Origin of the sequence: uncultured Barnesiella sp. (genome assembly GCF_946496565.1) — a bacterium.
Lineage (GTDB): Bacteria > Bacteroidota > Bacteroidia > Bacteroidales > Barnesiellaceae > Barnesiella > Barnesiella merdigallinarum.
In genome coordinates this window covers 15,848-33,519 of sequence record NZ_CAMMHD010000011.1, presented here as the reverse complement: position 1 = coordinate 33,519, position 17,672 = coordinate 15,848, and the positions used below count along the sequence as shown (strand labels likewise).

Here is a 17,672-nt window from a genome sequence, read left to right as displayed (position 1 = left end):
CCTCATCCCTACTCCCTCTCAGACTGTGCGGTTTGTTTGTCGCGCCGGTGGTTTTAAAGCGATGGCTTATTGCAAAAGATATTGCCTATCATATCGCTTATAAACATGAGAAGAAATAGATAAAACTATATCCAACTAATCGGGTACGGCTACACATACGGGTGATGCCGCGAGTCGTCTACCTCGTGATAGTCGCGCAACCAAGCCAGAGCCTCGGCCGAGCCCAGGTCGGCGGCATGCTCCATATAGCGGGCCACAATCTCAAGCATCTCGGGCTGCTGCTCTTCGATAGAGTCGGCCACCCGGAGGGCAGCCTCGGCATCGTCGGCACTGGCAGTCAGGTCCTGGGTATCGACCACGAACTTCACGGGTTTGTTCTCCAGGTCGTCCCATTCGTAGACGATGGTCGAGAAGGAGCACAATTCATACGTCTCCTCACCCGACACGACAGGCTCTCCCCCCAAGACAACCATAATTCGCTCGGAGGCGCTGAGCATAACCCTGTCGTCGCCGGCAAACTCGACCCGCGTATCCAACCACGGGATCTGGCTGCCGTCTACACGAGGACGTACAGACCCGAGATGGGCTCCGGCCACAATATCTTCGCGCTGGAACACCATGGTAGCCCCCTCGTGCTTGACGGTCAAGATGTCCCAGGTGGGCATATACTTGGGGACCAAACTTATGAACACCTTGCACGAAGCATAGCTCAACCCGATTGAGCCCGACTCCCATTGGGCGTGTTCATACGCCGAATATTTGCGCGAGCCATACTGGCTCGTTATCTGCACAGCCTCTCCTCCGTCTACACTTTGTACATGGATAGCCTTGACAAAACTGCCATAACTATTCGGGAAGAGAGCATTCACATAGATGCCCCGGTCTACTTGGTCGGGTGAAACACTGTAATGGTCGCGCGAAACAGTGCCCAACGCATCGGTCTCAAGAGTAACAAACAGTATCATGTGGATAAAATTATGGTTTTAACATTGGAAAAATCTTTACGTTCGAGGGCCTCACACTCAATCAGGAAACACAAGACACCCCAGTCGATGAAATTATAAGAATAGTCTGCTCCCGACATCGAGTCCATCATCAAGAGCAGTTGCCACCCTTCGCAAGGGCTCGGCCAGTCTTCCCACTCCAGGTGATCGGTTCGCCCGAACAGCTGCAGCTCGGGCTCGGCCAACGTCGGCTTCTCCCGGTTGAAAATCAGACCAATGGCCTTCGGCTCATCCTGTTCGAAAAAGTATTCGCGGCAACTCACCAGTGTGCCCATCTTCTCGGCCGGCACATAGACCACCCGGCAGACCCGATTGTCCGAAATATCCGAGCCAATCGACGGCTCGTCCCAATGACCGCCATAGTAGGCAATATCGGCAAAAAAGAGCAGAAGCCCCTTCTGTGCCGGCTGCAACGGGAGCTCCGACAGATTGATCTGGCAGACCAGAGTCAACGCATACGACTCTCCGCCCTCCTCGATTTGCGGAATCTCCACGTCGGGCGGCAGGTCGGGATAGCCGAACCAGTGGCTGCTGCCCACCGGCGGGTTTTCAACCGCCTCGCCCAAATGAATATAGACAGGTGATTTTGTTTTCATACTATCCAATTTACGATGTTAAACACAAGTCTGCTACCGCCCCATATGGGTACTACGGTCTTGATTTTTTGTTAGCCAGCGGCTTCGATACTCTCCTTCAATATTTTCATCATCTTGCGTTCATGCAATCGCATGGTTTCCACGGTCCACTCCTGGTCGGAACATTTGGCTTCGAGATACATAAGATACAGTTTGATACTTTGCAGGTTACGGCTGTTGACCTGGACCTCCAGATTGGCAAACTTTACATGCACCGGCAGATTGCTTTGTGCAGAATTGAAACTCTGCGAAATCATAGCCAGGTTTCCCAATGAGTTAATGTCGTGCCAAGACCATTTGTCGTTATAATTTTCATTTTGTGGATGCAGATGTTCGATAGAGCGATTCTGACGAAACTCGTATTGCCGAACAGACTCTGCATCAAGATTTGAAAATCCCAACGCGTCTTTGCCCTCGAGCAGCACCTTCTCCCACAAAGCATAATCGAGCCGCCACAGCCAATACCGAGGCTTGACCTCGTAACCCAATTCCGATACATCAGGGCATTGTCCTTGATGATTCAACTCTTTATCCAGGTTCATCAAAAAAGCAAGCAACTCTGCCTGTCCGGGTTCATGATCGAGCCCTGCAATATACTTCAACAAGGGTAATATCCAGCGATGAGGCTCGGTAGAGACATCGAACATCGATTCGAATTGTTTTAACCGTTCATGCTCATGATAGAGATTTTCTTCGTCTTTAACCATGAGTTTGTGATAGCCCGATGAGGAAGAGTATTTCATTCTCACCACATATAAATCCATCAAAAGCCGATAAAGAACAAGTTGCTGATAAAAGCGGGGAACACACGTCAAGGGATTATCTCTGAAAGTATCGAGCAACTTCGAGGGGTGAATCCGGGCTATGCGGTCTTCATTCAGGTGGATAGCCAAAATCATCAGCAAAAACTGAGGGAACGAGATAATCGCATCTTCCCTGTCGTCGTAGGAGGGTTTCCCGAAATCCCTTTTCTCTACTCTTATTTCGGCAATAGACTTGGATCCACGGGAATCCCGCTCATTTGTCTTGGAACATAAGTTGCGTATCAGACCGTCGAAATCGCCTTCACGGCACATGGATATAGCCTCTTTATATCTCCGGATTTGCTCTCCACGGTCGATTTTCTCCGATTCCTTAATCAATGGCAACTCGAAGTTCGACACCGTGTTCCAAAGGCGGGTAAAGCGCAATTTATCATTATCATCTTGACCACGCAACAAATCGACTTTGAGAATCTCATGTTGCTCAAGCGACTTGCCGCTCGAGTTCATTGCCTCGAAATATTCGTTCAAAGAAGCCGGTGACGCAACATAGTGGCCTGGCAGTTCGGTAACAAACAGCGTCAGATTACGATATACCCGACTGGCAAACAGGTCGAGAGCGCCCTCCTCACTGAAATGTTTTCTCAGATATTCCTCGATACAAGAGAGCCCATTCTCCATATTGATATTCCGATAGGTCGAAGGCTTACGATCCGCGAGGTATTTTAAGAATTCACGGTCCTGGCTCCGGCCTTTGAAATACAACCGGTTGGAATCATCAAAAAACGCAATCCACTCTTCAGTCGAATCGGTCCTGCCACTGAGCAAGAACCCGATGGAGAGCAACATCAGTACCGTTATACGCTGCTGCCCGTCAATAAGGTCCCATCGATCTTCCCGACCTTCCCGGTGCACAACCGTAATCATTCCCAAATAATAGGGCTTGTCCGGATTTTTGCCAAAATGAGACCACAAATCATCCAACAACTGCTCTACCTGAGAAGTCGGCCACGTAAACAATCTTTGATATAGAGGGATACAGAACCGAATGTTTTTCCCGGCAATAAGTTCCGGTGTTATCTTATTGTATACCATACTCTTCTATAATTTTATTTCTTATCGTCGTATCCGAAACCAAGGGCAAAGCATAGTTCCAGATATTTCTAAGGGCCACATACATGCCCCACTTCACCCCTTTGGTTTCCGGCAGATATAGTCCACTGTTTATCTGGAACTTGTTTTCACTGGCGGCAAGAGCTTCGGCCAAAAAGAATGTGGGAGAAGAGGCTTGGTCGATCATAAGCAGAAATTCGCTATTCATGGCCCAATCTCTCACCCCAGACCCGTTAGTGGCAACCCGGTCCGAATTGTACCGATACAAAGCCATCATTTGAGAAAAACAAAAGAATGCTTCGACCAGATAGGAACGTCCAAACTTAAGATAATACCCGAATAGCAATGTTGCCAGGGTATCGGCAAATATCTCGTAAGGGCCGTAGGACAGCCTATCCCTCACTTCCTGAACAAACGGTTCCCGCACAAAATCTTCATAGCGTTGGATGAAGGTCTCTACATACATAAAAAAATGGGTGCCCCCTTGTATCTTTTCATAAAAATCGAGCCGCTCTCCAAACGGCGGAATATCGGGCATCGAGGGTGCAGCCTGGTATTCATGCTGTATATATCGGTAACTATTCTCGGCTGATCCCCTTTTGCGCATCCACCGTCTTAACCGGTATATATGTATTCCAATTGTACGGAACAAGGCGTTACTATCGTGATATACAGGGGGCAGCTGCAATATCTTGTTCCACTTGACAGCCACATGCTCGGCCTGCTTTTCGTCAGCAATAAATCGTAAATGATGAGCCTTCAGCAGGTCAAAATCGGTCAATGGCACGCCCTTTGAGTTTTGATTCGAAAAGAAGGTATATGCAAGATCCAGATTAGCCTCACTGACTACAAGCACGGCAAACGAAACCTGACGGGCTATCTTGTCGAGCAGAGCTTCACGATTCTTGCATGACTGTACCAGAATCTTCACTACATATTTACAGTTAGCTATGTGGTCTTGAGCCTCTGCCGACTCGTACGATTCGTTCAGCAGCGGCAAATAATCGTCATAGCCCAAAGCCAGAAGAATAAGGGTAAGCGTTATCAACCGTTGCTGGCCATCAATAATATCATAATGCTGCTGGTTATCGTGGAGAATAACAGTTCCCAAGTGAAATGGATTATCCGGTTCTATCTTCAGGAGACTGTTCCATAAATCGGTGATATTTCTATCTTCCCAACAATAGTCACGCTGATAGTCGGGAAGAGACAGGTCGAGTTTCATAACCTCGGCCAGATTCATGATCCTCACCGAAACGTCCTCCCCTCGTTCTATTAACGCTACATGTCCGGTCTCTTGTTTGGAATACGACAATAGCTCTAACTTGATTTCACGATTGGCCATAAGCGATTTCGCCAACAAAGGTTCCACCAGGCAACTCAATTCCTGGTAACTCTTCAGCAAAGAATCCAGGCTATCGATACGACAGTCTTTAAGCCAGAAAGATTCAAGTTGTGGATTCCACTCGACACCCTGGTCCAAAAGACCATGCATCAACGATATACCCATATCCCTATACAAACGGCACTGCTCAACATTGTTCGGGTCAGGCTCCAAATGAAATTCAAGTCTACCCACCCTATTCTGTACATAATATTCGAAATGAATACCCGGTAAAAAATTCGCAGGCGTAAATTGTATATAATAGTGATGATAATAACGAGCATTCCCCCAATACTGAATCTTCCCAACCACTACACCGGGAAATTCCTCATCGAACCTATTTCTCAAGTTCTCAAGAAAATTTGCTTCAGGATACTTCAGATTCAAAATCGACATGATTATAAAATTAAGGTTTTATCCATAGATGATTCAACAGTCAGACTTCCGCCGTTTTTTCCGGTCTTGTGCCCCCGCTATTCAAATAATTTTATGGTTGTTAAATATAAGTCTAATCGTCACCATTATCTCTCTTACAACAGTTAAATATGGTTAACAAAAGCCATATTGCCCACTTTTCCATCACCCCTTTCTCCAATTCATGCACTCCCAATACACCTCTACCACCCCTATCTACACCACATATATCAGAAAAGAAATGCCGCATCATAATATACCTGTTCCCATTTTTCCCCAACCGATGCGTGGGGAATAAAAATATTTACGTATCTTTACTTGCTCAGAAAGCCCCGCAAGAAAGAATACAAACGTAAATCCATAAGAAACACCAAGTTAATATCATCTGAAAAACATTCTACACGATACCGTTATCTCCCGATTTTTCAAATTTAAAAACCATAAAGTGCTTATGAAACATGACATCATCCTGCGAGGGAAACGACTGGTAGCCCTGCTGGTAACCATTTGTTCCCTCTCAACGGCCTGGGCCGGCGAACTCAACCTGATACCCAAACCGCTCCGGGTCGAAGAGGGCGAAGGCCACTTCGTGCTCACCGCCAAGGCGACCATCGGCTACGATGCCGCGCTCGAGGAGCAGGCCGAATATCTGCAACAGCTGCTCGGTCAGTCGACCGGCTGGGACCTGACGCTGAAACCCGAGGCCCGCAAGGCGACCATCCGCCTCGAACTGAAACCGGGCGAGGTGGGTCACCCCGAAGGGTACCGCCTGACTGTGACCCCCAAGGGCATCACCGTGACGGGCGAAGACCGCGGGGGTGTCTTCTACGGCATACAGACGTTGCTGCAACTCTTCCCGACCGAGGTGTACAGCGACCGTCGCCAGCACGATGTCGTGTGGTCGGCTCCGGCCGTGACGGTATACGATGCCCCCAACCGTCCGTGGCGGGGCATGATGCTCGACGTGGCCCGCTACTTCTACCACAAGGATTTTGTAAAGAAGTATATCGACATGATGGCCATGTACAAGCTCAACAAACTGCAGCTGCACCTCATCGACGACTCGGGTTGGCGCCTCGAAATCAAGAAGTATCCCCGCCTCACCGAGGTGGGAGCCTGGGCCGGTACCGATGCCAAGCGTCTGGGCGGATACTATACCCAGGAAGATATCAAGGAGCTGATTGCCTACGCCCAGGTGCGCAATGTCGAGATTATCCCCGAGATTGAGTTCCCGGCCCATATCCTGTCGGCCATCGTGGCCTACCCCTGGCTCAGTTGCACCGGCCTGCAACACGAGGTCCCCACGCAACACTTCATCAGCAAAGATCTGCTGTGTGTGGGCAAAGAGAGCTCTATCCAGTTCCTGCGCGATATTCTGGACGAGACGGTGGCTCTCTTCCCCAGCGACTACATCAACATCGGCGGCGACGAGGCCAACTATGTGCGGTGGGAATCGTGTCCCCACTGCCAGGCAATCATCCAGCGAGAAGGATTGAAAAAGGCCTCGGACCTGCAAGGCTATCTGACCAATGTCGTGGCCGAGATGATGAAAGAGAAGAACCGCACCGTCGTAGGGTGGGAAGAGATTCTGCTCCGGGGCGAGGTAAAAACGCCTGTCGTAGGGGTGTTCTGGCACAATGTGGCCGACACCATCGAGGCGACCAAGACCGGACACAAGGCCATACTCTCACCGGCCACGCACATGTATTTCGACTTCCCCGAGAGCTCGACTCCCGGCGAGGTGAAAGCGGCTACCTGGATGCCCCCGATTTCGGTCGAGAAGTGCTACGGCATGGAGGTCAACGACTACTCCCCCGAGTCGACCGTACTCGGTGTGCAAGGCTGCTTCTGGAGCGACCAGTTCATCCACGGAACCGTGCTGCAAGAGATTGATTGCCTCGACGAGAACCGGTCGGAAAACTATGCCGAGTACCTCACCTTCCCCCGTCTGCTCGCCCTCTCCGAGGTAGCCTGGACCCCGCAAGCCGCCCGCAGCTACCCCGACTTCAGCTACCGCCTGGCCACTCACTTTGCACGGCTCGATGCCAAGGGGTGCCACTACCGCGTACCCGAACCTCATATCGAGAAGATGGAGACGGTCGATAACGGAGCCCTGCGATTCACCCTGACTCCGGCCATCGACCAGGCTGTCATACGCTACACCACCGACGGTTCCTATCCCACGGTACACTCGCCCATCTACACCGGCCCGGTAACGGTAGCCGACAAGAGCGACTTCCACGCCATCACCGTAGTGACCGACACCCACTACTCGCTGCCCATCTACTTTGCCCCCGACTACTCAGCCTACAAGCCGTACGGCGAGTTCACCGCCGAATGGAAACCCCTCATCGTCCAGACCCAAAAGGCCCCGTGGAGATTCGAGTGCACGGGCAAGATTGCCGGGAACGGCGACTACGTCATCACCTTCATTCCCACCAAGGGCGAAAACTCGCTGCAACTGGGCGGACTGAAACTCTACAAACGTGACGAACTGCTGGCCGAGGTAGCCCAATCGTCGACCTCCGACTCGAACGATGGTACCACCGCATACCGTTTCTCGGTCGACGCGTTCGAGGCCGGTACCCCCTTCTTCATCGAAGTCGAAGCCTGGGGCGAAGGCGGCAACGACACCTCGGGACTGGTATTTATCCGCAAAGAGGCCCAATAAGCTCCTCCATAAATTCTACACAAAAGGCTGCCCGCAGGCAGCCTTTTGTGTTATAGAACATAATGCCATCCCGACGGTCTGGAGCCGAAAAGAATTATCTTTGTTACGATAGATATCATAATCACACACCCTCTCTATTTATAACAATCGAATAATACAACAACAGATAAATCTTACATGCCATGGCTAAAGCTCGCATTTTCATCAGTTATGCCCACGAAGACAAGGAGTGGGTTCTCGAAGGTCCCGGTAATATTCACCTCATTCCCCGCATCAGACGCCACACCAGCCCCGACGCCGAAATATGGTTCGACGAAGGTTTGGTCATCGGCGAAAAGTGGGACGAAGAGATTCACAGCCACATCGTCCAGGCGCACATCTCCATTCTGCTCATCAGCGAGAGCTTCGTCTCGTCGGACTATATCGTCAACAAGGAACTGGTATGGATACGGGAGCAGGTCGAGCAGAACGACATGAAAATCGTGCCTCTGCTCATCGGCAACATCACCGAGAAGTCAAAGCGCATCATCGACTGGATTTACCAGCGGCAGATTCACCCCTCGGAGACGCAGCCCCTGTGCAACTACCTCAACGACAAGGCCCAGTGGGACCACATGATTACGAGCATCCTCAACATCATCGACTCGAAGATAGACCAGGCACTCGAGGCACAACTGCTCAGCGAGCGTCAGCCCGAGCCCCAACCAGCTCCGCTCCGGACCGAATTTCGCCCTACCAGTGCTGCGGCCGAAGGGGGTGAAGGAAAGAGCCCCAACAAGGTGGCAGCCACCGGCAGCGGAGTCAGCCCGGCCATCTACCAGGAGGCCGTGAAGCTCTACCGCAACCACAAATACAAAGAGGCCTCGGAGATGCTGTTGAAGCTGGCCGTCGCCAACAACATCGAGGCTCAGCATCTGCTCTGCGACATCCTCTGCAACAAGGTGCGGGGCTACCAGTTGTGGCCCGAAATTCTGGATACCTTCCTTCCCTATGCCGAAGAGGGCATGGACTTCGCCCAGGTCATCGTGGGGAGGGTCTACTATCGGGGCAGCCTGAAAGGGCGCGACTACGGGAAGGCCTACGAATGGTTCCAGAAAGCGGCCGAGAAAGGCAACTCCTACGCCCAATACCTGCTGGGCAACATGTACGAAAACGGCATCCATGTCGAGCAAAACTACGACACGGCCCTCTCCTACTACAAAAATGCCGCCGCCCAGAACAACATCATGGCCCTGGGCGAGATTGCCTACATGAAGGAAAACGGCTACGGCCTGCCCATAAACCGGGAAGAGGCCGAAAAGACATATCGCCAACTGGCCGAAGAGCGCGACGACGAGTGGTCGATGATCAAGCTCTCCTACCTCGAGATGGAACGGGGCAACTCGGACAAACGACTCGAGTGGATACAGCGCGCCCTCGACAAGGAGTATATCGACGCCTACTTCGAACTGGGCCTTCTCTACCAGTTCGACGAGAAATACCAGGACCTCGAGAAGGCACAACAAGCCTACTACCGTGCCGCGCAGATGGGGAACCCCGACGGCATGAACGGGTTGGCCCTCATCTACTACAACATGCCCGACAACAAAGGCAATTCCCAGGCATTCCGCTGGTTCACCAAGTCGGCCGACCTGGGCGACAGCCTCGGGCTCTACTACCTGGCCACCATGTACGAAGGGGGCTTCGGCACCCCGGTCAACAAGCCGAAGGCCTGGAGCCTCTATCTGGCCTCGGCCGAGCAGCGCTTCTCGCCCGCCTACCTCAAGATAGCCCAACTCATTGAGAGCGGAGAGGCCCCCGCCTCCTTCGCCGGCCGCGAGCTCGAGTTCTACATCAAAGCTGCCAAGCGCAACGACATCGATGCCATCCACGAGGTCATCCGCCACATCCAGGACGACCCCGACCGCCTGAGCGAACTCTTCGACTGGTGCAAGCGGGGCGCCCAACTCAACGACGGCATCTGCCTCTGCAAACTGGGCGAGCTCTACTTCTACGGCCGCGGCACCGAGATGGACGAATTCAAGGCGATGGACTACTTCCGCAAGGCCGAGGCCCTGCAAATCCCCGACGCCTACTACTTCCTGGGTTTGGCCTACTACGAGGCCAAGGGGGTAGTCAGCCCCAACCTGCAGAAGGCCGAGGAGTATTTCCAGAAAGCGGCCGAGGCTGGATATGTCGACGCCATCAAGGCCATTGCCGAACTCTACATGCAGTCGGGACAGGAAAACGGATACGAAAAGGCCATCGCCTATCTGACCCATATCGCCGAGGGCGAACATGCCGACATTGCCTACGAGGGACTCATGCGCATTGCCGTCGAGAAGATGACACCCCAGGACTATGCCGCCCCCCAGGCCAGCGAACTCTACCAGAAGGCCCTGAAGTTCGAGCAGGCCGGCCGACAGGCAGGCATGACCCAGAGCCTCAGCCACGAGTTTCTGCAACGTGGCATCGACCTGTGCGACATCGAACGGTACACCGAGGCCATCGCCCCGCTGCTGCAAGCGGCTCAGATGGGTGAAGCCGAGGCGGCCAACCGCTTGGGCGACATCTACTTCTACGGCACCGGGGTCGAGGTCGACTACGAACAGGCCTACTACTGGTTCTCCAATGCCGCCCAAAGCAACAACGCCTACGCCCAATACTCCCTCGCTTTCATGTACATGAAGGGGCTCTTTGTCGAGCAGGACCATGCTCAAGTCATCAAATACATGAAACTCGCCGCCGAAAACGGCTACACCGAGGCCCAGAAAAACATGGGCGAATACCATTACTACGGCTCTTTCGGCTGTCGTCGCGACATGAAGGAGGCCATCAAATGGTACGAGATGGGCGCCCGCAACAACGAGCCTACCTGCCTCTTCACCCTCGGCCTCATCTACGAAGAGGGCGACGGCGTGCAGAAAAACATACTCAAAGCCACCGAATGGTACCAGCGGGGAGCTAACGCCGGTATCCCCTCGTGCCTTTACCGGCTGGGCATGCTCATGATTGAGAAAGAGGTTGCCGGTGAGACCGAAAAGGGTTTCAGTCTCATACAACAGGCCGCCGAGGCCGGATACTCCTACGCCCAGAACTACATGGGCAAAGCCTACCGCTTCGGCTGGAATGTCAAGGTAAACCCCGTGAGGGCCACCAACTGGTTTACCAAGGCGGCCGAGCAGAATCTGCCCGACGCCATGTGCAACCTGGGCGACATGTACTCGGCCGAAGACGGGCTCACCGTCGACTACGAAAAGGCGCTCTACTGGTATGGAAAAGCGGCCGAGGCCAACCACTACCGGGCCCTGACCGAGCTGGGCGACCTCTACTATGCCGGCAAGGGGGTAGAACGAGACTTCGCCAAAGCGCTGGAATATTACCTGAAGGCCTGCGACGAGGGCTATCCCTACGCCTTCTACTCGGTAGGATTCATGTACCTGCGCGGCCAGGGGACCGCCCCCAACCGCGAAAAGGCGATGGAATACCTGAGCCAGGCGGCCGCCATGGGCAACGAGAGCGCCTTCCAGCTGCTCAACCAGATGGAGGCCGACCAAGCCTCGCCCGACGAAGAGCAAGGGGTAGACCCCTTTGCCAAACAGGCCTACCTCGACGCCCGTCAGGCGCTCGAGGCGAAAGAGACCGAACGATATGTCAATCTGCTCACCCAGGCGGCCAATCTGGGATACATCCAAGCCTTGAACGACCTGGGCGACCTCTACTTCAACGGCGAGTCGGTACCCGCCGACATGGCCAAGGCCTACGACTACTTTGCAAAAGCCTCGCAAAAGGGGTCGGGCTACGGTTCGTACAGTTGCGGGTTCATGCTCCTGCGCGGAGCCGACGAGGTGCCCCGCGACATCGACAAGGGGCTGGCCATGCTCCGTCTGGCCGTTGAGCAAGGCTACACGGCCGCCAACCGCGACCTGGCCCGATACTACGACATGCTCGATACCGAGGAGGGGGCCCGGCAGGCTCTCGACTACTACCAGCAATACATCGAAGAGTATCCCAAAGATGCCAGTGCTCTGATTCACATCGGGCTCATCTACGAGACCGGGCTGGGGGTTCCCTGCGACATCGAACTGGCCAAGAAGTACTACGAACGCGCCGCCGAATACGACGAAACGGGACAGGCCAACAACTTCCTGGGAGGTATCTACATGAATGCCGAGGAGAACGACGAAAACGAGCGGATGGCAGTCTACTACCTGCAAAAGGCTATCGAGCAGGGCGACTCCAACGCCATGCGACGCTTCTGTTACTACCTGCACAACGGACGCGGCGGCCTGCAGCCCGACAGCCAACGCGAGGTCGCACTCCTCACCGAAGCCTCCCGACGGGGCAACCACCAGGCCTCTTTCCAACTGGGTCTCCTCTTCGAAGGGGGTATCGAAGGGATAGAGCCCAACCCCGAAGCGGCTATCCGATACTACCAGCTGGCGGCCGACAACGGTGTAGAGGCGGCCATCAACAAGATAGGCGAGCTCTACCTCTTCGGCGAGATTGTCCCCGCCAACATCTCCAAAGCCATCGCCTGCTTCTCGACGGCCTCGGACAAGGGATACGGCAAGTCCTCCTACTGGCTGGGGCGCCTCCACACCGACGGCATCGGGCAACTCGAAAAGGATACCCGCAAGGCAATCGAATACTACCAGAAGGCAATCGCGCAAGGCTTCGAGAATGCCCGGGAGTGGCTCGAACAGCTGCAACAGAACCTGGTCGACGAGAACACCAGCGAGGTCGAGATTCCCGACAAGAGCGACGACGAACTGTTCAACGAGGCCAAGGAGGCTCTCGACAAGGCTCAGTTCAAGACGGCCTTCGCCTACTTCTCGCACCTGGCGGAAAAGGGTCACGCCGAGTCGTTCAACCAACTGGGCGACATGTATTTCTACGGCCGGGGCGTCGCTGCCGACGAGACGAAGGCGCTCGAACTGTACAAACAGGCAGCCGAGCGCGACAGCGTCTACGGCTACTTCAACCTGGGGTTCCTCTACTGGAACGGTCCCAACGAAATACATGACCCCCAACTGGCACTGCAATACCTGAAAAAAGCGGCCCAACGGGGATACACCTACGCCCTGGGCTTCATCGGCGACATCTACCGCAACGGCCCCGACGAGATTCGCGACTATGCCGAGGCCAAACGTTACTACCAGAAGGGTATCGATGCCGACGAGATAAACGCCATCAAAGGCATGGCCTCGCTCTACATGATGGGACAAGGCGTTCCCCAGAACAACGCCATGGCCGCCTTCTACCTGCGAAAGGCTGCCGACAAGGGCAACGCCTGGGCCATGTACCACCTGGGGCGCATCTACTACTTTGGCGAAGGCGTAGCCCGCAACATGAAGGTGGCCCTCGACTATCTGCAAAAGGCCTACGATGCCAACTACCCCGAGGCCTGCTGCCTGTTGGGGCTGCTCTACGAACAAGGTACCGCAACGGCCCAGAATATCGAGTTGGCCAACAAGATGTACCTCAGAGGGTGCGAACTGGGCGACTCGGGCTCGATGCGCTACCTGGCACTCAACTACCTCGAGGGCAAAGGTCTGCCCAAAGATTACAAACGGGCCTGCTCCTACCTGGCAAAGGCCGTCGAGCACGGAAACATGTCGGCCCGCATCGACCTGGCCCGAATGTTTTTCTACGGACAAGGCACGCAACAAGACCCGGAGAAAGCCTACGACCTGCTGGAACCCTGCCTGAACGAGAAGTATGGCCGGGCCTATCAGGTACTGGGCGAAGCTTTTGAATACGGACTGGGAGTCGAGCAGAATTACCCGCAGGCCAAAAAACTGTATCAACAGGCGCTCGAACTGGGATACGAAGATGCCCAACAGGCACTCGACCGCCTCGACAAATACTGTTGAGCACAATAATCCCATTCGGGGAAAGTGCACGGTTCCCTCTTGAAACAAAGACCTCGCTACTTTCAAATTGAAACCAAACTTCCTCGAATCGTCCAATAGAGAGTCGTAACAAGCCCGCAAATGCGGAACCTGTTACGGCTCTTTCGATTTATCACTTGCAAACTGTCAATCAACACTTTCCCCCTTTCCTACTCAAGGGCCATACCGGCTCTACCCGCCTGTATCAACAGGTATGCGAGAAATCCAATTTTATGTTAATAATCGCAAACCCAAATATTAACAGTAAATTTTTGTAAAATAGTTTTAACCTGTATAATTTGTTGTCGAATTATACCTTACGAGAGTTATGTACCTATTCTAATTATTTGAAAAACAAGATATAAAGAGGAATCTAATCATATAAAAATCTAATAAATGTTCTATGGTATTTAAACTGAAAATGACAGGAGCAAACTGTGTGTTGCTTTGTGCCGCTTTATTTTCTTCCAGCCTGACAGCTTATGCAACCGAAAAGAGCGCGGATTCCATGGCCGATTCATCGGCTTCGGGAGTCGTGCAAGGAAAGATTGCTGTCTCTGGAACCGTCAAGGATAAGAATGGCGAGCCGTTAATCGGCGTAAGTGTAGTGGAAAAGGGAACGACCAATGGCATGATTACCGACTTGGACGGAAACTTCGGTCTGTCGGTTTCGAGTCCCGAAGCCGTACTCGAATTCAGCTACGTCGGCTACAACCCCGTGAGTGTGAAGGTAGGCGACCGTACCTTCTTTGCCATCGAGATGGGCGAAAGCACCCAGAATCTCGACGAGGTCGTGGTAACGGCTCTCGGTATCAAACGTGAAAAGAAGATGTTGGGCTATGCCGTGCAAGACATCAAGGCCGACAAACTGAACACGACCGGCGACCCCTCGGTCATCGGAGCCTTGAGCGGCAAGGTGGCCGGTCTGCAAATGAACACGGCCGGCACCGGTTTGAGCGGTTCGACCAAGATTACCCTGCGCGGTAACTCGTCGTTGACCGACAACAACCAGCCGCTGTGGGTTGTCGACGGTGTACCCTTCAGCGACAACAGCAGCTCCGACGCTTCGCTCTTCGGCGGTGTCGACCGGGGAGGCTCGGCTGTCGACATCAACCCCGAAGACATCGAGTCGATCTCGGTACTGAAGGGCCCGAATGCAGCCGCCCTCTACGGTTCACGAGCCTGAAACGGTGTCATCCTCATCACCACGAAACGCGGTGTCAAGGAGAAAGGATTCGGCGTCACCTACTCGGGCAACTTCACCTGAACCAGCGTAGCCTCTTCGCTCGAGCAGCAGACCACCTACGGACAAGGTAAAGGCGGCGTATTCGACCCGAACGTATTCGAGAGTTTCGGCGCCCCGCTCGACGGCCACACCTATACCGGCTGGCTGGGTCAGGAGCTGCAGTACAAGGACTACGGCAACAAGTTCGACCAATATTTCAACACCGGCTTTACCCAGACCCACAACGTAGCCATCGGCAAGGCCGAAGAGAACTACAACTACCGGGCCTCGTTCGGCAGCACCGAGAGCCAGGGCCTCTTCGACGGCGAGGGGTTGAGCAAAATCAACATCGACCTCAAGGCCGGCATGAAGATGAACAAATACCTGAGCATGGACTCGAAAATCTCGCTGAGCCGCACCAAGGCCACCGACCGTCCCCAATACGGTAAGGGCGGCGAGGTATACCAACTGCTCTACATTCCCCGCAACATCCCGTTGAACGACCTGAAGACCTTCCGCAGCGACACCCAGCGTCACATCTACTACGTGAACCCCACGTTGCAAGAGCTGAACCCCTACTACATCAACTACCAGTACAGCAACATGGACGAGCGTTGGCGCGCCTTCGGTTACTACACGATCAAGATCGACTTCACCCCCTGGCTCTATGCCACGGGTAAATACTCCTTCGACTACTACGATACCAGCATCGAAGAGCAGAACCGCACCAACGGTATCGACGACCAGAGCAAAGAGTCGTACAAGTCGATGGAACAACGCTACTACGAGCACAACATCGAGGGTATGATTTTGGGACACAACACCTTTGCCGAGCGCTTCCGCCTGGGATACTCGCTGGGTGGAAACATCATGTACCAGCGCACCAGCGGCCTGACGGGCTACTCCGAGAACATGGCCAAGGAGGGCATCTGGTACCACAACTCGGCCCTGGGCAAGAACACCGCCGAACAGACCTTCACCGAGCGTGAAACCCGGTCGGTATTCGGTACCCTGCAATTTGCCTGGGACGAATGGATTGCCCTCGACCTCACGGCCCGTAACGACTGGTCGTCGACCCTGCCCAAGAACAACTGCTCCTACTTCTACCCCTCGGCCAACCTCAGCTGGGTATTCAGCGACATGATGCGCCGCTACGACATGGGACTCCCCTCGTGGATTACCTTCGGTAAACTGCGTCTGTCGGCCGCCCAAGACTGGTCGGCACGCCGGTGGGACCACTTCTACAAAGACCGTTCGGCCGAGTACAAGACGCTGGTCAACACCTTCTACTACGTAGACCGCAAGGCCTACAAGAATGCCTTCTACATGACGCGTATATTCTATGCCTTCCTGGCTTCGACCATGACCGACACCTACGGCGAGATGCCTTTCGGCGTTTACGTACAGGGCAAGGCTGCCCCCGAGAAGTGCCCCTACAACACGCAGGAGGAGGTCTACGATATGGTCTTCCGCATGCTCACCGAAGCGGCCGACAGCATCCAACCGGGCCAATGCTCCTTCAAGTTTGCCGACCGTGAAGACAAATGCTACAACGGCGACGAGGCCAAATGGATACGCTTTGCCAACACCCTGCGCCTGGCCCTGCGCATCTCGAACGTAGATCCCGAGCGTGCCCGTCAAGAGGGCGTAGCCGCCCTGAATCACCCGGGCGGCCTGATGCAGTCGCAAGACGACCGCATGCGCACCGTACCCAACTATGCTCCCGTAGCCATGGGTGGCGAAGATGACAGCGGTCTCGAAAACGAGGTAGCCAACTGCGGTTTCCGCTACAGCGACGTGGTCATGTCGCTCGACATGGAACAGGCCTACAAGAACCTGGGCTCGGCCCTCGACCCCCGTTGCCGGATATGCTGGTACCGCCCCACCCCGAAAAACTTCCTCGAGCTGGGTCGTGAAATGAGCACCGACTACAAGGGCTGCGCCATCGGCGACAACAACATCTCGCACGAGACCAACGTATACTCGCCCCTCAAGTGCAACCACCACGAGGGCAAAGTGCTGAACGACAACTACTGGTTCGGATACTGCCGCGAATACCTGTGGCTGGGCTATGCCGAGAGCCGCTTCCTGCTGGCCGAGGCCCGTCTACGCGAATGGACCTACGCCTACGGTTCGGCCGAAGACCTGTTCAAGGACGGCATACGCGAATCGTTCAACTACTACCACATGGCCGACAGCGCCGACATCTACATCGACCGACTGAACATCTACAACGGCACGCAGGAGAATCCCTTTGCCGGCAGCAACAAGGAGGCACAGCTCGAGCAGATTATCACGCAGAAGTGGCTGGCCGTATTCCCCAACGGCAACGAGGGTTGGGCCGAGTTCCGCCGCACCGACTACCCGCGCCTGAACAACCACCTGAGCAACAAGGACCCCAACATCGCCAACGGCAAATTCATCAAACGCGTGGGCTACTCGACCGACGAATATGCCTACAACATCGAGAATGTGCCCGAGGGTGTGAACCAGAGCACCCGTGTATGGTGGGATGTACAGGACACCAACAACGAGAACGGTGAGCGCAACACGCCCAACAACTTCAGATAATGAGAATCAAAACCATATACA

At 54.0% G+C, this 17,672-nt stretch carries 8 protein-coding genes; 4 read left to right on the top strand and 4 right to left on the bottom strand.

The genetic code is table 11. The features are described from left to right. Positions 1–149: 149 nt before the first annotated feature. The 4 genes from Q1K76_RS07225 to Q1K76_RS07210 form a co-directional block, all read right to left on the bottom strand. The gene (locus Q1K76_RS07225; RefSeq protein WP_300132176.1) at positions 150–965 is read right to left on the bottom strand and encodes a hypothetical protein; all 816 of its coding nucleotides are present in this window, start codon (positions 963–965) and stop codon (positions 150–152) included. Next, positions 962–1,600: a DUF1963 domain-containing protein gene (locus tag Q1K76_RS07220; RefSeq protein ID WP_300132174.1), complete on the bottom strand. Its 639-nt coding sequence runs from the start codon at positions 1,598–1,600 to the stop codon at positions 962–964. Before Q1K76_RS07220 ends, Q1K76_RS07225 begins: the two co-directional genes overlap by 4 nt. 71 nt (positions 1,601–1,671) lie before the next feature. Continuing rightward, the gene (locus Q1K76_RS07215) at positions 1,672–3,495 is read right to left on the bottom strand and encodes a DUF262 domain-containing protein (RefSeq protein ID WP_300132172.1); all 1,824 of its coding nucleotides are present in this window, start codon (positions 3,493–3,495) and stop codon (positions 1,672–1,674) included. Next, positions 3,482–5,284, bottom strand: coding sequence for a DUF262 domain-containing protein (locus tag Q1K76_RS07210; protein WP_300132170.1), 1,803 nt, complete (start codon positions 5,282–5,284; stop codon positions 3,482–3,484). Before Q1K76_RS07210 ends, Q1K76_RS07215 begins: the two co-directional genes overlap by 14 nt. Positions 5,285–5,762: 478 nt before the next feature. Here Q1K76_RS07210 and Q1K76_RS07205 point away from each other — a divergent pair, with 478 nt between their 5' ends. From Q1K76_RS07205 to Q1K76_RS07190, 4 genes are all read left to right on the top strand, one after another. Beyond that, the gene (locus tag Q1K76_RS07205; RefSeq protein ID WP_300132168.1) at positions 5,763–7,982 is read left to right on the top strand and encodes a family 20 glycosylhydrolase; all 2,220 of its coding nucleotides are present in this window, start codon (positions 5,763–5,765) and stop codon (positions 7,980–7,982) included. 182 nt (positions 7,983–8,164) lie between these two features. After that, a complete protein-coding gene (locus Q1K76_RS07200; protein WP_087881025.1) occupies positions 8,165–13,837 on the top strand; it encodes a TIR domain-containing protein in 5,673 nt (1,890 codons plus the stop codon). A 526-nt stretch (positions 13,838–14,363) separates the two neighbouring features. Then, positions 14,364–15,041, top strand: a complete 678-nt coding sequence (locus Q1K76_RS07195) for a carboxypeptidase-like regulatory domain-containing protein (protein ID WP_258327812.1) — start codon at positions 14,364–14,366, stop codon at positions 15,039–15,041. A gap of 372 nt (positions 15,042–15,413) precedes the next feature. Next, entirely contained in the window at positions 15,414–17,651 is a 2,238-nt protein-coding gene (locus Q1K76_RS07190; RefSeq protein ID WP_300132163.1) for a SusD/RagB family nutrient-binding outer membrane lipoprotein, read from the top strand. Positions 17,652–17,672: the final 21 nt, after the last annotated feature.